Source organism: Joostella sp., from assembly GCF_048266025.1.
GTDB classification, from domain to species: domain Bacteria; phylum Bacteroidota; class Bacteroidia; order Flavobacteriales; family Flavobacteriaceae; genus Galbibacter; species Galbibacter atrarenae.
Genome location: NZ_JBLXAF010000003.1, coordinates 17,251 through 39,874 on the forward strand (window position 1 = coordinate 17,251; position 22,624 = coordinate 39,874).

21 protein-coding genes and 1 riboswitch are annotated in these 22,624 nt (G+C 33.4%); of the genes, 8 read left to right on the top strand and 13 right to left on the bottom strand.

Annotation, left to right across the window (positions count from 1 at the left end):
- Window positions 1–318: 318 nt before the first annotated feature.
- The 3 genes from ACN0TY_RS07780 to ACN0TY_RS07790 form a co-directional block, all read right to left on the bottom strand.
- Window positions 319–1,134 (bottom strand): DUF2490 domain-containing protein, encoded by an 816-nt coding sequence (locus tag ACN0TY_RS07780; RefSeq protein ID WP_417444019.1) that lies wholly within the window; start codon window positions 1,132–1,134, stop codon window positions 319–321.
- Window positions 1,135–1,233: 99 nt separating this feature from the next.
- Entirely contained in the window at window positions 1,234–2,685 is a 1,452-nt protein-coding gene (locus ACN0TY_RS07785; RefSeq protein ID WP_417444020.1) for a glyceraldehyde-3-phosphate dehydrogenase, read from the bottom strand.
- Window positions 2,686–2,818: 133 nt separating this feature from the next.
- Window positions 2,819–4,225 carry a S1C family serine protease gene (locus ACN0TY_RS07790; protein WP_417444021.1) on the bottom strand — a complete coding sequence of 469 codons (1,407 nt, stop codon included), beginning with the start codon at window positions 4,223–4,225 and terminating at the stop codon, window positions 2,819–2,821.
- 187 nt (window positions 4,226–4,412) lie between these two features.
- On the opposite strand from ACN0TY_RS07790, the gene dapF reads away from it, so the two are divergent.
- The 4 genes from dapF (at window position 4,413) to ACN0TY_RS07810 (ending at window position 7,523) form a co-directional block, all read left to right on the top strand.
- The gene (gene dapF, locus ACN0TY_RS07795) at window positions 4,413–5,189 is read left to right on the top strand and encodes a diaminopimelate epimerase (RefSeq protein ID WP_417444022.1); all 777 of its coding nucleotides are present in this window, start codon (window positions 4,413–4,415) and stop codon (window positions 5,187–5,189) included.
- Complete coding sequence (locus ACN0TY_RS07800) at window positions 5,189–5,713, top strand: GNAT family N-acetyltransferase (protein WP_236959734.1); 525 nt, start codon at window positions 5,189–5,191, stop codon at window positions 5,711–5,713. Before dapF ends, ACN0TY_RS07800 begins: the two co-directional genes overlap by 1 nt.
- Window positions 5,713–6,756 carry an endolytic transglycosylase MltG gene (gene mltG / locus ACN0TY_RS07805; protein ID WP_236959733.1) on the top strand — a complete coding sequence of 348 codons (1,044 nt, stop codon included), beginning with the start codon at window positions 5,713–5,715 and terminating at the stop codon, window positions 6,754–6,756. Before ACN0TY_RS07800 ends, mltG begins: the two co-directional genes overlap by 1 nt.
- Window positions 6,757–6,875: 119 nt before the next feature.
- Window positions 6,876–7,523: a peptidoglycan-binding protein LysM gene (locus ACN0TY_RS07810; RefSeq protein ID WP_236959732.1), complete on the top strand. Its 648-nt coding sequence runs from the start codon at window positions 6,876–6,878 to the stop codon at window positions 7,521–7,523.
- Between the two features lie 78 nt (window positions 7,524–7,601).
- Here ACN0TY_RS07810 and ACN0TY_RS07815 read toward each other — a convergent pair whose 3' ends face one another.
- The 3 genes from ACN0TY_RS07815 to dnaA are packed head-to-tail and all read right to left on the bottom strand — an operon-like array spanning window position 7,602 to window position 10,246.
- Window positions 7,602–8,324: an SAM-dependent methyltransferase gene (locus ACN0TY_RS07815; RefSeq protein ID WP_236959731.1), complete on the bottom strand. Its 723-nt coding sequence runs from the start codon at window positions 8,322–8,324 to the stop codon at window positions 7,602–7,604.
- Between the two features lie 33 nt (window positions 8,325–8,357).
- Entirely contained in the window at window positions 8,358–8,819 is a 462-nt protein-coding gene (locus tag ACN0TY_RS07820) for a low molecular weight protein-tyrosine-phosphatase (RefSeq protein WP_417444023.1), read from the bottom strand.
- The gene (gene dnaA, locus ACN0TY_RS07825; RefSeq protein ID WP_236959729.1) at window positions 8,819–10,246 is read right to left on the bottom strand and encodes a chromosomal replication initiator protein DnaA; all 1,428 of its coding nucleotides are present in this window, start codon (window positions 10,244–10,246) and stop codon (window positions 8,819–8,821) included. Before dnaA ends, ACN0TY_RS07820 begins: the two co-directional genes overlap by 1 nt.
- A 199-nt stretch (window positions 10,247–10,445) precedes the next feature.
- Here dnaA and ACN0TY_RS07830 point away from each other — a divergent pair, with 199 nt between their 5' ends.
- Complete coding sequence (locus ACN0TY_RS07830) at window positions 10,446–10,841, top strand: acyl-CoA thioesterase (protein ID WP_236959728.1); 396 nt, start codon at window positions 10,446–10,448, stop codon at window positions 10,839–10,841.
- Window positions 10,842–10,847: 6 nt separating this feature from the next.
- Here the strand turns inward: ACN0TY_RS07830 and ACN0TY_RS07835 are convergent, their stop codons facing one another.
- From ACN0TY_RS07835 to ribD, 3 genes are all read right to left on the bottom strand, one after another.
- Complete coding sequence (locus tag ACN0TY_RS07835; protein WP_417444024.1) at window positions 10,848–11,456, bottom strand: IMPACT family protein; 609 nt, start codon at window positions 11,454–11,456, stop codon at window positions 10,848–10,850.
- Between the two features lie 73 nt (window positions 11,457–11,529).
- Window positions 11,530–12,177 (bottom strand): HAD family hydrolase, encoded by a 648-nt coding sequence (locus ACN0TY_RS07840; RefSeq protein WP_417444025.1) that lies wholly within the window; start codon window positions 12,175–12,177, stop codon window positions 11,530–11,532.
- The gene (gene ribD, locus ACN0TY_RS07845) at window positions 12,164–13,234 is read right to left on the bottom strand and encodes a bifunctional diaminohydroxyphosphoribosylaminopyrimidine deaminase/5-amino-6-(5-phosphoribosylamino)uracil reductase RibD (RefSeq protein WP_417444026.1); all 1,071 of its coding nucleotides are present in this window, start codon (window positions 13,232–13,234) and stop codon (window positions 12,164–12,166) included. Before ribD ends, ACN0TY_RS07840 begins: the two co-directional genes overlap by 14 nt.
- A 48-nt stretch (window positions 13,235–13,282) precedes the next feature.
- Between ribD and ACN0TY_RS07850 the strand changes: the two genes are divergently transcribed.
- Complete coding sequence (locus ACN0TY_RS07850; RefSeq protein WP_417444027.1) at window positions 13,283–13,759, top strand: GNAT family N-acetyltransferase; 477 nt, start codon at window positions 13,283–13,285, stop codon at window positions 13,757–13,759.
- A gap of 68 nt (window positions 13,760–13,827) precedes the next feature.
- Window positions 13,828–14,691 carry a peptide chain release factor N(5)-glutamine methyltransferase gene (gene prmC, locus ACN0TY_RS07855; protein ID WP_417444028.1) on the top strand — a complete coding sequence of 288 codons (864 nt, stop codon included), beginning with the start codon at window positions 13,828–13,830 and terminating at the stop codon, window positions 14,689–14,691.
- Here prmC and ACN0TY_RS07860 read toward each other — a convergent pair whose 3' ends face one another.
- Window positions 14,692–15,261: a TMEM175 family protein gene (locus ACN0TY_RS07860; RefSeq protein WP_417444189.1), complete on the bottom strand. Its 570-nt coding sequence runs from the start codon at window positions 15,259–15,261 to the stop codon at window positions 14,692–14,694.
- Between the two features lie 136 nt (window positions 15,262–15,397).
- Window positions 15,398–15,462: riboswitch (Fluoride riboswitch) on the top strand.
- A gap of 38 nt (window positions 15,463–15,500) precedes the next feature.
- Between ACN0TY_RS07860 and ACN0TY_RS07865 the strand changes: the two genes are divergently transcribed.
- Complete coding sequence (locus ACN0TY_RS07865) at window positions 15,501–16,817, top strand: voltage-gated chloride channel family protein (RefSeq protein ID WP_417444029.1); 1,317 nt, start codon at window positions 15,501–15,503, stop codon at window positions 16,815–16,817.
- A 589-nt stretch (window positions 16,818–17,406) separates the two neighbouring features.
- Here ACN0TY_RS07865 and thrC read toward each other — a convergent pair.
- The 3 genes from thrC to thrA form a co-directional block, all read right to left on the bottom strand.
- Complete coding sequence (gene thrC / locus ACN0TY_RS07870) at window positions 17,407–18,708, bottom strand: threonine synthase (protein WP_417444030.1); 1,302 nt, start codon at window positions 18,706–18,708, stop codon at window positions 17,407–17,409.
- Window positions 18,709–18,801: 93 nt separating this feature from the next.
- On the bottom strand, window positions 18,802–19,722 hold the full coding sequence (locus ACN0TY_RS07875) for a homoserine kinase (RefSeq protein WP_417444031.1): 921 nt from the start codon (window positions 19,720–19,722) through the stop codon (window positions 18,802–18,804).
- A 3-nt stretch (window positions 19,723–19,725) separates the two neighbouring features.
- Window positions 19,726–22,173, bottom strand: coding sequence for a bifunctional aspartate kinase/homoserine dehydrogenase I (gene thrA / locus ACN0TY_RS07880; RefSeq protein ID WP_417444032.1), 2,448 nt, complete (start codon window positions 22,171–22,173; stop codon window positions 19,726–19,728).
- Between the last annotated feature and the right edge of the window lie 451 nt (window positions 22,174–22,624).

Here is a 22,624-nt window from a genome sequence, read left to right on the forward strand (position 1 = left end):
ATAAAAAATTATAATAAATACAATATGATTGCGTAACCTATATTAGGGATTAAGCCTTCTTTTATAGTTACGTTTACTCTGAAAAAATGCGACTTTGTAAATTAACCGAACCCATTATTTTTTTACAATGTCTATAAAATATGTTTTACTTACGGTATAAGTGGTGCTTTTAGACTTCTTAAAAGCTAATTTTTTTGGAATTAGTTTCTAAATATCTTGTTTTGTATTGTTTAAAGAAGAAAATACGTAGTTGTTGGCTATAATTTTATTCGACTGAATATTAAAAGTTATTAGAATTAGAGGTGACAATGAAAGCTTCTAGAGTTCATTAGGACTCTTTACTTTTCTGAAAGGAAATGTTTTATAAACTTTTATCCTAAATACAATATCATTTGTTTTTATACTATCGTCAAACTCTTGTTTTGTGTAGTGGTAAGAAAGGTTGAATTGCACTTTAAAGCTAGGATCTATAACATAACCTAATCCTGGAGAGACTCTTATAATGTCGTTTATTTGTTTCGATGATTTAATATTCAAGAAAAATTCTATATCCGCAGGAACATAAAATCCTCTATGCTTGGAAGTGAATAGGCTCTGTAGGTCTAAAACCGCAGAAATTTTATAGCGAAAGCGAAGTCCGAAAGATCGTGTATCCTTTCTGAAAAGGTTTGTGAATCGCTCTTCAAGCCTTAGATATTGCTGGATATTAACTCTATTCGTAACATTAAAACCTATTTTATAGCCTTGATAAATTCTGTACTCAAAAACATCATCGATGTCGTAATTATGAATATAAAAATAACCGACACCTTGAATTAAACTGTGACTAAAATTAAAATTATTAAGCTCTATATCATTTAAACTATAAGAAATCTCAGCTCTAGAAGTAAGTCGCGTCCAGTCGTTTGGAGAGATTGTTCGGTAGCTTAAATCAGCATTAAGCCTAACTCTATCATTTATCTTCCATGAAGGACTAAAGTGAACCCAAAGCTGACGAGTAATGTCGTTGTTACTGATGGAATCATTTTCTTCGGTATCAGTAGTTTGAGCGTAAGATGATGTGTTGAAACAACATACAAAAGCAAGCAATAATGCAAGCTTCAGAATCAAACTTCTTTTTGTACTAAATCTCATGTATGTTGTGAAAATTTGGTACTAAAATAACCAATATTTTCTATTTATTAAAAACAACTCTCATTATATTTTTTTAATGAGAGTTGTTTTGTTTTAATTCTAATAATAGGTGAATCTTCTTACTTTAGAAATATACTTAGCAAGTCTCATAACTTGGTGACTATAACCGTATTCATTATCATACCAAGCGTATATAACAATGTTTTTTCCGTCTGCAGATACAATAGTAGCATTACTATCATATATTGAAGGAGCTGAGGATCCAACAATGTCTGAAGAGACTAATTCGTTATTTAAAGAGTATTTAATCTGCTCTACAAGGTCCCCTTCTAAAGCATATTTTTTTACAATAGCATTTAGCGCATCTTTTGAGGTTTCTTTTTCTAACTCTAGATTTAAAATAGCTAACGATCCATTTGGTACAGGAACTCTAATAGCATTAGAAGTAAGTTTTCCAGCTAATTTTGGAAGCGCTTTTTCTACTGCTTTACCAGCCCCAGTTTCTGTAATTACCATATTCAATGCTGCTGCTCTTCCTCTTCTGTATTTAGAGTGCATATTGTCTACCAAATTTTGATCGTTGGTATATGCGTGAATAGTTTCAATATGTCCTTTTACTATTCCTTGAGAATCTTCTATAACTTTTAAAATTGGAGTAATAGCATTGGTGGTACATGAGGCAGCAGAAAAAATATTTATTTTGTCTGGGTCATAATGAGTATGATTAACTCCATGAACAATGTTTGGGATATTTTTACCTGGAGCTGTTAAAAGTACTTTATCTACACCTATAGAAGTTAAGTGTCTCGACAATTCATTGTCATCTCTAAACGCACCTGTATTGTCTATAACCAGCGCATTTTTAATTCCGTAGTTTGTATAATCAATATCTTCTGGCTTCGCAGCATTGATTAGGTAAACTGTTGTACCATTAATAATAAGTGCTTTCTTTTCTAAATCTGTTGTTACTGTACCAGGAAAAAAACCATGGATAGAATCGTTTTCTAGCAGTGAAGCTCTTTTTTCAAGCACTTCAGCAGTAATCTCTCCTCGGGTAACAATGGCTCTTAATCGGAGTTGAGATCCTACTCCAGTCTTGGTCATTAATTCTCTAGCAACAAGTCTTCCAATTCTCCCGAAACCATATAGAACAACATCTTTGGGTTTAATATTATCCGATTTATGAGCGTCTTTAAGTTTATCTATTACAAAAGAAGTTGTACTTGTGTGGATAGATTCTTCTAAATGGAATTCGTACGTCAATTTACCGATATCGATTTTAGCAGGAGGGAGGCTCATATTTTTTATGGCTCTAGCAATATCTACAGAATCAAAAATAGAGATTGGTTTCTGTACAAACTCTCCAGCATATTTATGTAAGTTCATAATTTCACTTACACTTTTATCAATTAATTGGTTTCGAAAGAATACTAATTCAATCGCGTTATCATACCAAAGATCGCTTACAATTTTAATAAACTCTACAGTAGCTCTTCTACGATCAGCCTGAAAGGCAAGTTCTTTCTCGTAAGTTTCATTTGTAACAGTCATTCTAGTTTGTGTTTAGTTTGTAGTTTTTTATAATTATCGGCAAAAGTATATATTTCAAACGTTTTCGTAAAGAATTTTATCAAAAAAAAAGAGCTCCGTATAGAAGCTCTTTAATATTAGGGGAAGTGTTTTGTTATTCTCTAAAAATAAGTCTTTCTCTTTCTCCACGTTCGTTAATAGTAACGATACTCATCATTCCATATTCTTTGGCTTTAGCAACTGCATTTTTAGCATCTTCAACGGTCTTTATTTTTTGGTCATTAATACCGATTAATAATTTTCCGTTTAGTCCTAATCTTCGATTATATTCGTTAGAGCTATAGATAATAACTCCGTCTTGATTATTGAATCTTTTTTTGTCTGATTCCGTTTGTGCTTGCAAAGAAATACCTACCTCTTCAATAGTGTATATGTATGTGCTGTTGTCTATTAATGTAACTGGGAGTTCTACGTTTTTTTCATTTCTTAAAACAGAAAGATTAACTTGATCGTCTGGTCTTTTACTTCTTAGATAACCTGTTAAATCAGAGAATTTAGAAATTTTAATATTATCAATCTTTTTAATAATGTCTCCAGGTTTCAATCCAGCTTTATAGGCTCCAGATTTTTTATATACCTCAGCAACTAAAACTCCTTCAGATTCATTAATTCCTTCAACTCTACCATTTATGACAGCTAAATCTTGGCCTTTAATACCCAAGGTTCCCATTTGTACGTTTCCAAATTCCATGATGTCATTAACGACTTTTTTGGCAATATTACTTGGTACGGCAAAAGAATAACCTATATAAGACCCAGTTTGAGAAGTAATTGCAGTATTAATACCGATCAATTCTCCATTTGTGTTTACCAATGCACCTCCGCTGTTTCCTGGGTTTACAGCAGCATCTGTTTGAATAAACGATTGAAATTTACCGTCATCTTCATTTAAATCTCTTGCTTTAGCGCTTATAATTCCTGCTGTAACTGTTGATGTTAAATTAAATGGATTTCCAACAGCTAGTACCCATTCTCCAGTTTTAGTGAAATCAGAATCTCCAAAAGCTAAGTATGGTAAATCATTTTCAGCATCTATTTTTAATAATGCAATATCAGTCTCTGTATCCGTTCCTATAAGTTCTGCTCTGTAAGTTTTATTATTATTTAATGTTACCTGAAGTTCACTAGAATTTTCAATCACATGATTGTTGGTAACTATGTATCCATCAGGAGAAATTATAACACCAGATCCAGTTCCTATTTGCGCTTTGGAGTGTCCGCCAGAACCATAAAAATATTCCATAATGTTGGATGGCCCTCTACTAATAGTCATGTTTTTAACGTGTACTACCGCATGAACAGTTTTCTCTGCGGCATCCGTAAAGTTTATGTTATCGGCAACGGCTAATGAAGATGGATTGTAATTTGCTGTGACGAATTTAGAAGGATTTTCCTGTGTTTCTATTAAAGGAACTTCCTTTTCAAAAGCTACTTTATAGATCCCTAATGTAATCGCCCCACCTAGTATTGAAACTAGTAAAAGACTCATAAATTTTTTCATAACTTTTAAACTTATTTATTTTAATTAACATTTAAAATTACTTTATAATCAACTGTTTTTTATCAACTTTAACGCACTTTAACAATGGATTAAACGCTTCTATTATTGTATATTTGCGGATTAGTTATAAGCATGTTAATTTTTAACATAAAATTTATAATTATAATTTACTGAATCAAAAAAACAGATGGAACTTAACTTTTATAAATACCAAGGTACTGGGAACGATTTCGTTATGGTTGATAATCGCCAAGGAATTTTTCCTAAGAATGATACTAAACTCGTAAATTTTTTATGTGATAGAAAATTTGGTGTTGGTGCAGATGGTCTTATTCTCTTAGAAGATGATGATGCTACCGATTTTAAGATGGTTTATTATAACGCTGATGGGAATGAGAGTTCCATGTGTGGAAATGGAGGAAGGTGTTTAGTAGCCTTTGCTAATTTTTTAAATGTGGTAAAAGAAGAGTGTACTTTTATAGCAGTTGATGGATTACACAGTGCTAGCATTAAAGATGGAACTGTAAGTTTAGCAATGCAAGATGTTGCAGAGATAGCTACTTTTGAAGGTTATACTTTTTTAAATACAGGTTCGCCTCATCATGTACAATTGGTGGAGAATCTTGCTGCTTTAGATGTGAAAAGTAACGGAGCAAAATTACGTTATGGGAAATACGGTAGCACAGGAAGTAACATTAACTTTGTGTCTAAAGAAGGTGATGCAGCTTTTGCTGTTAGAACCTATGAAAGGGGAGTAGAAGATGAAACACTTTCTTGTGGAACTGGTGTTACTGCTGTGGCTTTAGCAATGCATGCAAATGGGCAAACAAAAGAAAACAAAGTTGCATTAACTACACCTGGAGGAACTCTAAATGTATCTTTTGAAAAAAATGGTGTGGGTTATAAAAACATTCATTTAGTAGGACCTGCTACACAAGTATTTTCAGGATTAATAAAAATATAATGATAACACTATCTGGAAATACTATTTACTTAAGAGCGTTAGAAGCTGAGGATTTAGATTTTCTATATGCCTTAGAAAATGATGAAAAAATATGGGAAGTTAGTGAAACGCTTACTCCTTATTCTAAGTATATCCTTAAAGAATATTTAGCAAATAGCCACAGAGACATTTTTGAGGTAAAACAATTGCGATTAGTAATTTCAGATTATAATAATAACATCTTGGGTTTGATCGATTTATTCGATTTTAATCCTAAAAATAAAAGAGCTGGCGTAGGTATAGTTGTCTTAGAGGAAGGAAATCGTAATAGAGGCGTAGGTCGCGAGGCATTGTCTTTACTTATTGATTATGCCTTTAAGCATTTAGACTTGCATCAGTTGTACGCTAACATATCAGAAAATAATAAACCTAGTATTCATCTTTTTTCGAATTTAGGTTTTGAAAGAGTCGGAGTTAAAAAAGATTGGAATTATACTTCTGGAGAATTCCATGACGAAATCCTTTATCAAAAGATCAATAAATAATGTATATAAGAAAGATTTTAGTAATTATAGCTCTTATGGGCGCTGTTGTAGGTTTTGGTTTTATGTATTATGTCTATAATGCAGTATTCTCTCCAAATACAACTTTTCAGAATGAAGAAGCATATGTTTATGTAGAGTCAGATGGCACTTTTAATGATGTCCAAGATCAATTAGAGCCATTGTTGGAAGACATGACTACTTTTACAAGAATTGCTGAGCGTAAAGGATATGTAAATAATATTAAGCCTGGTAAATATGCCATAAAGAAAGGAATGAATAATAATGAGATTATTAATTCTTTAAGAAGCAGAAATTTACCAGTAGATATTTCTTTTAATAATCAAGAAACATTGGGTAAGCTTGCAGGGCGTATTGCTATGCAGATTGAAGCAGATAGTGTTTCATTACTGAATAGTTTTAATGATCAAGCCTTTCTGAAGGAAGCTAATTTTAATGAAGATACAGCGCTTGCTATGTATATTCCTAATAGTTATGAGTTATTTTGGAATACTTCAGGAGAAGGCTTTAGAGATCGTATGCTGAAGGAGTATAAGCGCTTTTGGAATGAAACACGCATGAAAAGAGCTGAAGCGATTGGTTTAACTCCGTTGGAAGTGATAACGCTTGCTTCTATTGTACATAAAGAAACAGCTATGGTAGATGAACGCCCAAGAGTAGCGGGAGTTTATATGAATAGACTTAATAAAGGGATGTTATTACAAGCAGATCCTACAGTTATCTATGCTGTTAAGAAACATGCTGGAGATTTCGATAAAGTAATTAAAAGAGTATTGTATAAAGATTTGGAATTAGACTCTCCATATAATACTTATAAATATGTAGGCTTGCCTCCAGGTCCGATTGCGATGCCAGATATTTCTGCAATCGATGCAGTGTTAAATTATGAAAAAAATGACTACTTCTATTTTGTTGCGAACGTGAAGGATTTTGGATATCATAAGTTTGCTAAAACCTTATCTCAGCACAATAGAAACAAGCAAGAGTACGTAAGATGGCTTAATTCTCAGGCTATAAAACGTTAATTTACACTTTAAGATTACTTTAACTATTTGATTTTGTGGTTATTAAAAAAGTCGTATATTTGCACGCTAAATTTTAAGTAATCATTCATTTGATGTAAAGCTTAAAGAAATAGATAAGTATGAAAAAACAAGTATTAAAATTATATGTTTTAGTAGGAGTTTTGATTTTCGTAATCGTTGCAAGTTTAGGTTTTACTGCTACAAAAAAAACCGAAGAAAATGTTCTTAATTTTAATAGCGTAACAGAGCCTTTAGCTTATTCTGTTCCTTTAGAAGAAGATGTGGAAGTGGAAGAAGTTATTAGAACTCCTTTTTTAGGAAAGTCTTTTAATGGTTTCAAAGAAGCATTAGCTTTTAAAGAGTCTCGAGGGGATTATTTTACTGTAAATCCGTTAGGATATATGGGGAAATACCAATTTGGTAATTCTACTCTAAAGACGATAGGAATACATTCTAGTGCAGATTTCCTTAACGACCCAGAATTGCAAGAACGTGCTTTTATAGCTAATCTTGAAAGAAACAAATGGGTTTTAAGAAGAGATTTGGAGTGGTATGTAGGAAGAGTATTTAACGGTGTTAAAGTTACAGAATCAGGGGTTTTAGCTGCCGCTCATTTGGCAGGTCCTGGTAATGTAAAACGCTACTTACGTACGCATGGAGCTTCCGGGTTTGCAGATGCAAATGGAGCTTCTATCCGTTATTATATGCGTAAGTTCTCTGGATACGATGTATCTCATGTGAAAGCTAATAAAGCTGCTAAGATTTAGTAGTTTTATAATGTTATAAGAAAGCCTCAAAACGATTGTGTTTTGAGGCTTTTTGTATTTTATAACTCTAGTATATTTTTATTGAGCGTGCAGAATAAAAATAGTAGGTCTTTTGTGTAAATCTATTTTTGCTCCTTTCCATTGCGCTATGCTTTGCGTTTTAATGGTTTCTGTAGGTAATGTGATGTCACATGCTACGCAAAGTAATGTGTTAGGAGAAAGCATTGCAGTGATGTCTGCCAGCAGTTTGTCGTTTCTGTATGGAGTTTCCATAAATATCTGCGATTGATCTAGTTCCTTAGATCTCTTTTCGAGATTTTTCAACTCTTTCTTTTTATCCGCTTTATCGATTGGTAGGTAACCATTAAAAGCAAAACTCTGTCCATTCATTCCGCTTGCCATAAGAGCTAGTAGAATAGAGGAGGGGCCAACAAGAGGAACTACTTTAATGCCTTTTTCATGCGCTATAGCAACAACATCAGCTCCAGGATCTGCCACACCAGGACAGCCAGCTTCAGAAATAATACCTACATCATGGCCGTTTAAACACGGAGTGATGAAAGTAGGAATTTCCTCTGGTAATGTATATTTATTAAGTACTTGAATTTTTAAACTGGGCTGTGATTTTTTAGGGCTAATTCGTTTAATAAACCGACGAACGGTCTTTTCGTTCTCCACAATATAAAAATCAAGATTTTCAATCGCTCTTTTTATAGAAAGAGGGAGTACTTCAAGTGGTTCTACTTCACCAAGTGTTGTTGGGATTAAATATAACTTTCCAGTGTTGTTATCTGTAGCCATGTATGAATTTTATGGCGCTAAGATACGAAGAAACTATAAATTAGAGATTTCTTTTACGATAACATCTGTAGCCTGATCGAGCATTTTGTATACGTTTTCAAAGCCCATTGCTCCGCCATAATATGGATCTGGAACATCAAGATTTTCACCTGGAGTTAATTTATTTAAAATAAGGTGTACTTTTTGTTTATCGTTTTCATTTCTTGCTTGCTGGATAATGTTTTTATAATTGCTATTATCCATAGCGAAAATTAAATCGAAGTTATCAAAGTCTTTTGCAGTAAATTGTCGGCCACGCTGATCTGTAATATCAATATTGTACTTATTAGCGATTTGGATAGATCTAGGATCTGGTTTGTCGCCAATATGGTAATTTGAAGTTCCTGCTGAATCTACAAATACATCTTTAGGGTTTACTTTTGCTTTTAGGATTCCTTCTGCAAGTGGAGACCTGCATATATTTCCTAAGCAAACCATAAGAACTTTAACCTGCATTATTGTGCGAATTTTTTACTGAGATCGTCAATGTACTTTCTAAATTGTTTATCAGTTTCTGCTAAGTTATCAACAGTTTTACAGGCGTGTAATACCGTTGCATGGTCTCTCTTTCCTATTTGAGAACCAATACTCGCTAAAGATGCTTTAGTGTATTTTTTAGCAAAGAACATAGCTAGTTGTCTAGCTTGAACAATATGACGTTTTCTAGTTTTAGACTGAAGTGTTTCTACATCCATTTGGAAATAATCTGAAATTACTTTCTGAATGTAATCGATAGAAACTTCACGTTTTGTATTCTTAACAAATTTCTCTACAATCTGATTTGCAAGTTCAATAGTAACTTCCTTTTTATTGAAAGAAGACTGAGCAATTAAAGATATAATGGCACCTTCTAACTCACGAACATTACTTTTTATGTTTCTTGCAACACATTCTATAATCTCGTCTGGCATCTCAACACCATCACGATAAAGTCTATTTTTAAGTATAGAAATTCGTGTTTCAAAATCAGGATTCTGCAATTCCGCAGATAATCCCCATTTAAAACGAGAAAGTAAGCGTTGTTCGATATCCTGCATGTCTACAGGAGCTTTATCAGAAGTTAGAATTACTTGTTTCCCATTTTGGTGTAAATGGTTGAATATATGGAAAAATACATCTTGAGTTCCAGATTTTCCAGAGAAAAACTGAACATCATCAATAATAAGAACATCTATAAGTTGATAGAAATGGATAAAATCATTTCTTGTATTCTTCTTAACGGATTCAATATATTGCTGTGTAAATTTTTCAGCTGAAATATAAAGAACTGTTTTTTCAGGATATTTATCTTTAATCTCAACACCAATAGCATGTGCTAAATGCGTCTTACCTAAACCAACACCACCAAACACAAGTAATGGATTAAAAGAAGTTCCTCCAGGTTTATTCGCTACTGCTAAACCAGCAGAACGCGCCAATCTGTTAGAGTCTCCTTCTAGGAAATTATCAAAGCTGTAATTAGGGTTTAGTTGAGATTCGATTTTAATATTACGGATTCCAGGAATTACAAAAGGATTTTTTAATTCTGGATTCTTATGTTTAACTGGTACGTCTAATTCTTGAGGCTGCATAGTAGCTCTATTCGAACTAGGAATGCTTTCTGTAAATGGTTGTTTGTTGCCATAGGTATTCTCCATTCTTATTACATATACCAACTTAGCATTTTCACCTAACTCTTTAGTTAAGGCAACTTTTAGAAGTTTAACATAGTGTTCTTCCAACCACTCATAAAAAAATTTGCTAGGAACCTGAATACTCAAAGCATTATCCGTTAACTTTACAGACTTTATGGGTTCAAACCAAGTTTTATATGCTTGAGGTTGTATGTTGTCCTTTATAAAGTGTAGACAATTTTCCCATACGGATTCCGCAGTTACGTTCATTCTTTGATATAATTTTTTTCGTTAGTCAGGTTTGATAGTGAATAGAATTTTAGAAATCAACTATCATTTAAGATTAAGCAAATATGTGAACAAAAAATTGAAAAAAAAAATGAATGGAGGTTGAATTTATTGTTTTTTTTTCGCATGCTTGGTAACATTTTGTTCATAATTTAATAACACACGTAAAATACATTTTTTAATGGAGAAAACAAATAAAATTAACATAAGAGTTCGATATAGTGAAACAGACAAAATGGGAGTGGTTTATCATGGAAATTATGCTCAATATCTTGAAATTGCGAGAGTTGAGTGGCTACGTGATTTAGGAGTGTCTTATCGTTGGATGGAAGACAACGGCGTGATGCTTCCAGTAGTGTCTTTGCAGATAAATTATAAGAAATCAGCGAGGTACGACGACTTATTAACAATTGAAGCGAGGCTCAAAAAGACGCCTACCGTAAGGATAGAATTTGATTACACAATTTTCGATGAAAAGGGCGATATAATAGCTGAAGCGAATACAACTTTGGCTTTCATAAATAGTGAAACTTTTAGGCCTATGCGATGCCCTGATTATATTCTCAATAAATTATAATAAATACTACAATATTGATAATTCTACTTCGTAATACTGCTCAAATGCTTTTTCGATTTCTTCGGATTTACTTTTTCTAATGCTTACGGTAATTTCACAAGAGAGTTCCATTTTTTGACTTTCTATCGATAAGTTCTTTTCTTTTATAATACGCATAACATTATTCATGTGTTTGTATTCAAAGGAAATTAAAAAATGAGTATCGATTGTTTTTTCAACAATGGAAGCTTCGTCTAAACACAATTGAACAGTAGTTCTGTATGCGTTAATGAGTCCGCCAACACCAAGTTTAACGCCTCCAAAATAGCGAACAACAATAATCAGTACATCAGTAACATCATACGATTGAATTTGTCCGTAAATAGGCATTCCCGCTGTATTTGAGGGTTCTCCATCATCATTAGCTCTGTATTGCAATTTATCTTGGTCAATTCCAATTTGCCATGCATAACAGTGGTGGCGGGCGCTGCTGTGTTTAGTTTTGATCTCCTCTAATGCTTCTTTAATATCTTCTTCGCTTTCAATAGGAAATCCATAACCAAAAAATTTACTCCCTTTGTCTTTAAAGAGTACTTCATTGGTGGGCGCTGCTATTGTTTTATATATGTCTTCCAAAATATTTCTGACTTCTTAGATTGTTGCAAACATAGTAATTGTTGATAGTCTATATAATAGTTACTAGCATTTATTACTGCGGAAAAGGAAACTCTTTTTTTAATAATTCTGTAATATCTTCTTTCCCCGGAATCAAATTCCATGTATGGAAACCAAGTTGTTTTGCGGTTTCAATATGTTCTAAAGTATCATCAATAAAAAGCGTTTCTTCAGCAATAATATTGTTGTCATTCAAAACAAACTCAAAGATATTTCTGTTTGGTTTTCTTAAGTTTATTTCATGGGAAAGATAAAACTTGTCAAAGCACTTTTTAAATCGATTGTAGTTTTCTAAACTATTATTTTTAATTACCTGCTGAATATGTAGCTCATTGGTGTTGCTAAGTAACAATAAACGATACTTTTTTTTGCTTGATAAATCTTCTATAAAATCCAATCGGTGTGGTGGAATTTTTAGAATTATGGCATTCCATATTTCTTGAAGCGTATTACTGTCTATATTTGGAATAAGCTTTTGGTAAGAATTTGTAAATGCTTCTGTGGTAATTAATCCCTTTTCATAATCGTTATTTATTTTTATAATCTCTTCAGTGAGTATAAAATCGGGCTGCTTTTCTAAAATCAACCTCATGGAAGCAGGTTTGTCTAGATCGACAAAAATATCTCCAAAATCGAATACGATATTCTTTATAGTATTTTGCTCCTCTTTATTCTTTTTCATCTTCAGTATTTTTATATATTTTCAAAATATCGCTAGCAATTTTTTCTTCTGAAAAAAGTTTAGAAACATTAATGTCAGGAGCTTCGGTGCCTTTATTAAAGATTACTTTACCTTTAAAAACGCGAGCTTCGTCCCATAAATCTACATTTATAAACGATTGAAGTGTTTTAGAACCTCCTTCAATAATAATACTTTGGATGTTGTTTTTGTGTAGCACATTTATAATCTGCTTAGTTACATCTTCCTCAAAATCTATTTTTTCAAAAGAGGTGTTTTTAAAGAGCGTAGAAGGGGTGTTTGTATTTTTATCAACAATAAAAACAGTGTGTTGTGTATCGTCTAAAACAAAAGAATCTTCAGGAGTTTTTAATTTGCGGTCGATTATAAATCGTGTAGGTGAATTCCCTTTCCAGTCTCTTGTGTTTAACTTCGGGTTATCTTTTATAACAGTGGTGGTGCCAACTAAGATAGCGTGCTCTTCAGCGCGCCATTTATGGACTAATTGTCTGGAAGTTTTGCCTGTAATCCAAACTGGTTCACGCTTTTCAGCTAGTTGCTGCGGACTAATAAAACCATCTGCACTTTCGGCCCATTTTAAAATTATGTAAGGCCTTTTCTTTTCTTGAAATGTAAAAAACCTTTTGTTAGCTTCCCTGCATTCGTCTTCAAGGATTCCAATCGTTACATTGCAGCCAGCCTCCATCAGTTTCTGAATTCCACGCCCGCAAACTTTTTCATTTGTGTCCAAAGCTCCAATAACGACATTCGGAATTTTATTTTTGATAATTAAATCGGCGCAAGGAGGTGTTTTTCCGAAGTGAGAGCAAGGCTCTAAAGTAACGTATATTGTAGCATTTTTCAAGAGAGAGGTGTCTTTAACCGATTGGATAGCATTTACTTCTGCATGATTTTGTCCTGCTGGACTGGTGTATCCTTCTCCTATTATTTTTCCGTCAGCAACAATAACACTACCTACCATCGGGTTGGGGTATGTGTTTCCTAAGCCATTTTTAGCTAGTTTGATGCATCTTTTTATGTAGAATTCGTGTATATTCATCCCCAAAATTATCAAAACAAAAATACTATTAAATCATCATAATATTTCATGAATATAAGAGAAATTAAGCCAACTGATAATAAGAGGATGGCCGAAATTGTTAGAGAAGTGATTGTAGAAATGGGGGCGCCAAAAGTGGGCACCGCCTATGAGGATGTAGCTCTAGAAGATTTATACGAAACCTATAATAAAGAGAAAGCGAGTTATTTTGTGTTAGAAGAGGATGGCGTTGTTGTTGGAGGTGCTGGAATTGCTCATTTAACAAATGAGGCTGAAACGGTATGTGAGCTTCAGAAGATGTATTTTTTAGGGATTACCCGCGGAAAGGGATTAGGTATGAAGATGATGGAAACCTGTTTGGAAACAGCTAAAAAGTTTGGATATAAGCAGTGTTATATTGAAACGATGCCATATATGACGGATGCTCAGAAGTTGTATAAAAAGGCAGGATTTCGCTATTTAGACGCTCCAATGGGAAATACAGGGCATTATTCTTGTCCTGTTTGGATGTTAAAGGATTTGTAAAGTTGGATTTGTAATGAATTTGAGTAACTGTAATTAATATACATACTTAATAATTAGACCTGTTAATAATGAAGTTAAAGGAAATAAAAGAATTGTACCAAAGCGAGTTAAAAGACCTATATCCTTTAGCAGAGATTACGACTTTTTTTAATTGGCTTTGCGAATCATATTTACAATTAAAGCCGTATCAAATTCAGCAAGAATATACAACAGTTGTATCGGGAGAGTCTGTATCTAGTTTTAAAGCTGCATTAATAGATTTAAAAGCAGAAAAGCCAATCCAGTATATTCTTGGGAATGCTCATTTTTACGGATTAGAGTTTGCAGTTAATAAACATACGCTAATTCCGCGCCCAGAAACAGAAGAGTTAGTCTCGTGGGTGCTAGAAAATGTAAAAACAAATAAAGAGATTAATATTCTTGATATTGGGACAGGATCTGGTTGTATTCCGATCGCTATTGCTAAAAACGTCTCTAAAGCTAATGTTTATGCTGTAGATATCTCTAAGGAAGCGTTGGAAGTGGCAAAATTAAACGCTGTAAATAATAACGTAAATGTATCTTTTTCTGAAGTTGATATTCTTAAAGCGTCTAATTTGGCTGATATATTTCCAAAAGTTGATAAGTATGATGTGATTATTTCTAATCCGCCGTATGTTCGGAATCTTGAAAAAGTAGAAATCAAGAATAATGTTTTACAATATGAGCCTGAAACTGCTTTATTTGTTGCTGATGATAATGCCCTTATTTTTTATAATAAGATAGCAGCATTAGCATCAGATTTTTTGGTAGAAAACGGTGAACTGTATTTTGAAATCAATCAATATCTGGGGGAAGAAATGCTTCAATTGATGGGTAAACATAATTTTCGTGATAATGAGCTTAGAAAAGATCTTTTTGGAAACTATAGAATGCTGAAAGGGTTAAAGTAATTATATACTTTTTTCAATTCTTTTATCAGGAATAAGCCACATGATTCCTACGAGAATATAACAAGCAATTGCAATCCATGGAGAGATAAAAGATAATGCTATTCCGATAAGGTAAAAAACAATGGAGAGTTTCCCTTTTCCGTCTTTCCCAACAGCCTTTTTAAGAGCAAAATTCTCGTCATGTGCTTTCAAAATTTCATTTTGTAATATATAATATGCTATTGCCGATAAGAGCAGAACAGCTCCGTATGCAATTACTGGCAGTATAGCATCGTAATGTTCTCCAATCCATGATGTCGTGAACGGAATAAGCGAGAGCCAAAATAAGAGGTGTAGGTTTGCCCAAAGGATTTTTCCGTTTACTTTTTCTGTTATCTGAAAGAGGTGGTGGTGATTATTCCAATAAATACCTACATAGATAAAACTGGCTATATAACTTAAAAATATAGGGGTTTTAGAGAGTAGAGAGTTTAGATCAGTTCCCTCGGGTGCTTTTAATTCTAATACCATTATTGTAATAATAATAGCTAAAACACCATCGCTGAACGCTTCTAAGCGATTTTTTGTCATTGTCATTTAAAAAGTTTTATATAGACTATTTGCTACCAAAGTACGAAAAAGAGCGATTAAAAATACAGTTGTGTGAGAGAAATTTAGTATACTTTGGAATTCTCAATTCTAGATTTATCTTTTTTACTATATTTGCTTCACATTTGGCAATGAGGTCTGCCTTTAACCGCTCCGTTTTGAGCTGATGACTTCTACTTTTAATGGCTTATGCTACAGTAGAATCATTTATATATGTCAAAATGAATAATAAAAAAATCAAGCAATTCCTGCTCTCATTAGAGCAAATTCCAACATTACTTTATCTCTTTAAATGGATCTTTATTTGTCTCCTCATAGGAAGCATAGTAGGGAGTATTTCTGCTTTCTTTCTTTTGAGCCTAGATTGGGCTACAAACTGGAGAGAGGCTCATTTATGGATTATTTGGTTGCTGCCAATAGGTGGACTCATTATTGGTTATTCGTATTACCTTTATGGCGATAGCGTTGTAAAAGGGAATAATTTACTACTTGAAGAGTTCCATTCACCAAAAAAAATAATTCCTTTTAGAATGGCTCCTTTAGTGTTATTTGGAACGATTGTAACACATCTTTTTGGAGGTTCTGCTGGTCGAGAGGGAACAGCGGTGCAAGTTGGTGGAGCCGTTGCAGATAGATTTACAAAGCTTTTTAAATTATCGGATAGCGATAGAAGGATTGTTCTCATTGCTGGTATTAGCGCTGGTTTTGCTTCTGTTTTTGGAACTCCATTGGCGGGAGGGATCTTTGCATTAGAAGTTCTCGTTTTGGGGCGGATCCGTTTGGGTGCTATTGTTCCTAGTTTTATGGCGGCAGTGTTTGCAGATTACTTTTGTGAAGTTTGGAACGTTAGTCACACACATTATCATATAGATACTGTTGCAGAAATGACACCTGTTAATTTATTATGGACGCTTTTAGCTGGAATTATATTTGGTTTGGTGGCGATGTTGTTTTCTAAATCTACTCACTTCTGGAGCAACTTATTTAAAAAGCATGTAAAGTTTCCGCCTTTAAGACCATTTATAGGAGGTGCGATTTTAGCAGTTTCGATTTATGCTATTGGAACTACAAAATATATCGGATTAGGAATCCCAACTATTGTGGATGCTTTTAATGTGAATTTAAACTCTTATGATTTTTTATTGAAGATATTGTTTACCTCATTTACTTTGGGAGCTGGATTTAAAGGAGGGGAGGTAACACCTTTATTTTATATCGGAGCCGCTTTAGGAAATGTATTGATTTGGTTCATTCCGTTACCGATGGGATTATTGGCAGGAATGGGATTTGTTGCTGTTTTTGCTGGAGCTACAAATACACCAATTGCATGTACTGTTATGGGGATAGAATTATTCGGAATTGAAGCTGGAGTTTTTATAGCTTTAGCATGTAGTACCGCTTACTTATTTTCGGGTCATTCTGGTGTTTATTCTTCGCAGATTATTGGCAGTCCTAAGAGTGCTTTTTATGATAAAGAAAAGGGAATGCATTTATCCGATATTGAAGAAGGGAGAAAAAATAATAAAGACCGAAATTGACTTTTTTCCTTACGTTGAAATATCTTCTTTTTGATAGATTTTACAAGCATGACATCTTGTCAATTTATTTACATTAAAGTCTATTAATCAGTATTTTAAGATTATTTATATAAGCTTTTGGTTTAATTTGTTTTTTTAAGTTGTAAATCACTGATAATTACTACTAAAAAGTATGATTTCTTGTTCGGAAATTGAATTATAAGGAATATAACGCAAGTAAGAATAGCGTTTATTTTTAATTTTACGATGCTATTTTGAAGCTAAATTTCAGTTCTTTTTTTGAGGACAAATGCAAGGTTTTTCTCTTTGAAATTAACTTAAAAATTATAGTTTTCTATGGTTGAAAAAAAAGCTTTTTTATTTCTGAAAAATGAGACTTTTTTAATGATGATTTCTGACTAAAAATAAACACGCTTTCTTGATTTAAAATTATAAAAACACATCATTCTATTTTTCATAATCAACCGAAAAAAAGGATAGAAATAAGTCAAAAATTTGCTTTTAAATTCACAATTTCCGACTCATTTCTATCCCTGTAATTCTGCTTTTAAATGTTATCAGCAGTTTTTGTTTTATGTAAAAAAAGAAGTTATCTGCTCTTTAAATAGGATTTTAAACCTTCATAATTGCTTACTAAAAGACTTTCTTTTTTATTGTTCATTACGGCTTTTATTTGCTCCGGAATAGGAACTGTAACTCCTAAAGTGCTCTCTACAACATCTAAGAATTTTACAGGATGTGCTGTTTCTAAGAAAACTCCTAATGTATTTGGATGTGTTTCTTGGTATTTTTTTAAACCTAAATAGCCTACTGCTCCATGTGGATCTGCAACATATTTAGTGTTATTGCATATGGAAAGCATTGCCTCCTTTGTTTCCTCATCAGAATAGCTGAAAGATGAGAATAACTCATTTAGCGCCTCAAAATCATTATTAAATATTGTTTGAATACGAATAAAATTACTTGGGTTTCCTACGTCCATAGCATTAGAAATTGTCTGCTTTGAAGGCTTTGGAGAGTATTGTTTTGTAGCCATATATTGTGGAACCGTGTCGTTTATATTTGTGGAGGCAACAAATTGTTTTACCGGAAGCCCGAGTTTATGAGCCATCATACCAGCACAAATATTTCCAAAATTACCACTTGGAACAGAGAAAACTAATTCTTTGTTCTGTGACTTTAGCTGTTTGTAAGCAAAAAAGAAATAAAACATCTGTGGTAGCCATCTAGCAACGTTTATGGAGTTAGCAGAAGTTAAGTTTTCTTCGGTGAGTTCTGAGTCTAAAAACGCAGTTTTCACCATTTCTTGGCAATCATCAAAAACACCGTCTACTTCAAGAGCAGTAATGTTTTGACCAAGTGTTGTGAGTTGTTTCTCTTGAATATCACTTACTTTTCCGCTAGGATAAAGAATAACAACCTCAACTCCTTTTACGCCTAAAAAACCACTAGCTACAGCACCACCTGTATCTCCAGAAGTGGCAACTAATACTGTTACTGTTTCATCAGCCTTATCTCGGTTAAAGTATCCTAAGCAACGCGCCATAAATCGAGCTCCAACATCTTTAAATGCCATTGTAGGACCGTGAAAAAGCTCTAAAGAATAAACATCGTCTTCTACTTTTACGGTAGGAAAATCAAAACATAATGTTTCCTTGATAATTCCCTTTAGAATATCTTCTGGAATTTCGTTGTTTACAAATTGCTTGATGACCTTATATGCAATTTCTTCATTGCTATAGTTTTCAATGTTTTCTATAAAATCCTTATCTAATGCTTTTATTTCATTTGGAAAATAAAGACCTCTATCTGGAGCAATACCTCTTACTACTGCTTCTTCAAAGCTAGTATTGGCGTTGCTTTTGTTGTCGTTAAGACTATAATATTTCATTCTCTTGATTGTTAATGCTGTTAAGCTATTATGTTTTTACGAAGCTTTCAATTAATGTATGTCTAGGTAACTCCATAACGTTATAACTATTTTTTAAAGTACTTTTACTCCTTCAGTATTGATTTTGGATACATGAATATCATAATCTACACCAAAATCTTTATAAATTTCTGCCATTGCTTTTGCTGCTTTTTCTGCAGTCTCTTTGCCTTTAGATAAAGCAAATATTGACGGCCCTGAACCTGAAATTCCGCCGCCAAGTGCACCTGCTGTTATGGCTGCCTCTTTAACTTTATGGAAGCCTGGTATTAGCGGACTCCTCATAGGTTCTACTATTTCATCGTGTAAGCAGCGTCCTATCAATTCGTAATCTTCGGTATAGAGCGCACTTACCAATCCTGCTAGATTACCCCATTGGATAATAGCTTTTTTAAGAGGAATAGTTTGCTTAATTACCGAGCGAGCATCAGCAGTTTTCACCTCTATTTGCGGATGAATAACTGTAGCATAGATCTCTTTTGGTGAATGTAGCTTTATAACTTCTAAAGGATAGTAGCCTTTTACTAAAGTGAAGCCGCCAAGTAGGGCAGGAGCCACATTGTCTGCGTGCGGAGCTCCGCTAGCTAGCTCTTCACCTTTCATAGCGAATTTTACCAATTCATTTAAAGAAAAAGGCTCTCCAAGTAATTTATTTACACCAAATACTGCCCCAGCAGAACTAGCAGCACTGCTGCCAATTCCACTTCCGGGTTTTATTTTTTTAGTGATTTCTATCTCAAAACCATAATCGGTTTCCGTTTCTTTAAGCATAGCTAATACAGCTACTCCCGCAACATTCTTCTCTGTTTCTAACGGCAACTCTTGACCAATGATTTTAGTGATTCGAACACCTTTTTTCTTTGTTTTTCGAACCAGCATTTCATCTCCAGTATTATCTAAACATAATCCTAGAACATCAAATCCACAAGAGATATTTGCTATTGTTGCTGGACAGAATAATTTTATCTCGTTCATGGTCTAAAAATTACCAATTCTTATGATGTCTGCAAAAATTCCTGAAGCTGTTACATCTGCACCAGCACCAGCACCTTTTATAATTAACGGTTGCTCAGTATATCTCTCTGTAAAGAAAAGAACAATATTATCTTTTCCTTCTAGGTTATAGAAAGGGTGGTCTTTAGGAATGTGTTGCAGCCCTACTTTAGCCTTTCCATCTTCAAATTGTGCAACATATTTAAGTCTACAGTCTTTGCTAGCAGCATCATTATAGATTTTATCAAAATGAGCTTTATTTTTCACAAGAGATTTGTAGAAATCTTCTACGCTATTTGTGTCTAAACTCTCTTGAGGAAGAAAAGCTTCATTCTCTATCTCTTCAATATCTATTTCATGACCGCTTTCACGAGCAAGAATTAATATTTTACGCATTACATCAATTCCGCTTAAGTCAATTTTAGGATCTGGTTCTGTGTATCCTTCATCTTGAGCTTCTTTTACAACTTCATGGAAATCTGTTTTGTCGTTAAAATTATTGAAGACGAAATTTAAACTTCCGGAAAGTACCGCTTGTATTTTTGTAATCTTATCACCAGAGGCAATTAAATTTTTAAGGGTATCTATAATAGGCAACCCTGCACCTACATTCGTTTCGAATAAGAATGGAGCGTTGTATTGTCTTGAAAGCTCTTTTAGGTGGATGTAATTTTTATACGGAGAAGAGGCAGCGATTTTGTTACAAGTAACAACAGAAATACTGTCGTTTAAATAGTTCTCGTAAGTGTTTGCAACTACTTCATTTGCAGTATTATCAACAAAAATACTGTTTCTAAGATTTAACTCTTTTACTTTATCATAAAATGCTTCTAATCCTGTTTTTTCACCTTCATCTAAAAGCGTTTTCCAATTCTTAAGATCGATTCCGTTTTCATTAAAGATCATTTTTCTAGAATTAGAAAGAGCGACAACACGGATGTTTAATTTTAATTGCTTCTTAAGGAACTTGCGCTGCTTTTCTATCTGAGCTAGGAATTTCTCTCCTACATTTCCAACTCCCATTACAAATAGGTTGAGTTGCTTTATGTTATCTTCAAAAAACTGCTCATGGAGTGTGTTCAGAGCTTTTTTAACATCGTTTTTATTGATTACAGCAGAGATATTTCTTTCAGAAGCACCTTGAGCAATAGCACGGATATTGACATTATTCTTTCCTAATGCACTAAACATACGCCCGCTAAGTCCTTGGTGACTTTTCATATTGTCTCCAACTAAAGCTACAATTGCTAAATCATCTTCAACAATAACAGGGTTTATTTTTTTGAGTGTCATTTCATATTCAAACCCTTTATTAAGTGCAGTTCTAGCTTTTTCAGCATCAGCAGAAGCAACTCCAATACAGATAGAATGCTCTGAAGAGGCTTGAGTAATAAAAACAACACTCACTTTTGCTTCAGAAAGAACTTCAAAAAAGCGTTTTGAAATTCCAGGAATACCTACCATTCCACTTCCTTCTAAAGAAATTAAGGAAATACTTTCTACATGACTTATTCCTCTAACAGCGCGAGCTTTTCCGTTGTTGTTTTTTGTGATTAGTGTTCCTTCTTCATTAGGAGCGAAGGTGTTTTTTATATGAATAGGAATTCCTTTTGATAAAACAGGTTGTATTGTTGGCGGATATAAAACTTTAGCCCCAAAATGAGACAGTTCCATTGCTTCTTGATACGAGATATGTGGAATTGCAAACGCTTGTTTTACAAGTTTTGGATTGGCAGTGTACATTCCGCTAACGTCTGTCCATATTTCTAAGGCATCACTATTTATAGCCGCAGCAATTATGGCTGCAGTATAATCGGAACCTCCACGACCTAATGTTGTAGATTCTCCTTTTGCAGAAGAAGCAACAAAACCAGGAACTACAATTACCTGATAACTAACAGTACCAAAATAGTTTTCGCAAAGCTCATTAGTAGTCTTAAAATCAACGATAGCTTTCCCGAAAGAATCGTCTGTCTTTATAAGAAGTCTACTGTCTTTATGTACACTCTCTAAACCTTCTTTTACAAAATATTCGTTGATAATAAATGAAGATAGAAGTTCTCCGTAGCCAACAATTTTATCTAGTAATTTTGGAGTGATTTCTCCGATTAAAAAAGCACCTTCTAGTAAAGTTTCAAGAACATTTAGCTCTCTTTTTATATTGCTTATAACTTTACTTTGGTTGTTTATAGAGATAAGTTCTTGGGCGGTTTTAATATGTCTTTCTTCTATTTCCTCTAATACATTTTTGTAATCTTCATCTAGTGAAGAAGCGAGGAGAGAGGCTTTTACAAGCATATCTGTAACACCTCCAAAGGCAGAAACTATAATGGTAGTTTTTTCCTCTTTTGAGCTATTGACGACTATATCTTTTACTTTTTCTATATTCTCTGCATTAGCAACCGAAGTGCCGCCAAATTTTAATACTTTCATTTGTTAGTTTTTTCTATTATGGAGTGTTTGTGTGAATTGAGATCCATAATAATGTTTAATAGTTCTTTTAAAGTTAGTTGGATGTTGTTTATGTGAAAATTATGCTTGCTAAAACCTCGAGTAATCGCTTTTATATTTTTGCATATAATACAACAATGGGCTAATTTTATATAGTACTGCTTGTATTGTTGCATTTTTATAATCTATAAAAGGAATCTCCTTTGTTTGGATTTAAACAAATATAATATACGGACGATATGTGAAAATTTATACCCCAAAAGGGGTAATAATAGTAGTGTTACGAATAATAGAAACAATACATGTATTCTCCGTGGAGAATATAGAAGTAGTATGTATGTTATTAAAACTTTGCATGTGTTTATTCGTAATAGTATTCAAATGTAGTACTTTTATAGTATTAAAAAAACATAAAAGTTATTATTAAGAATTT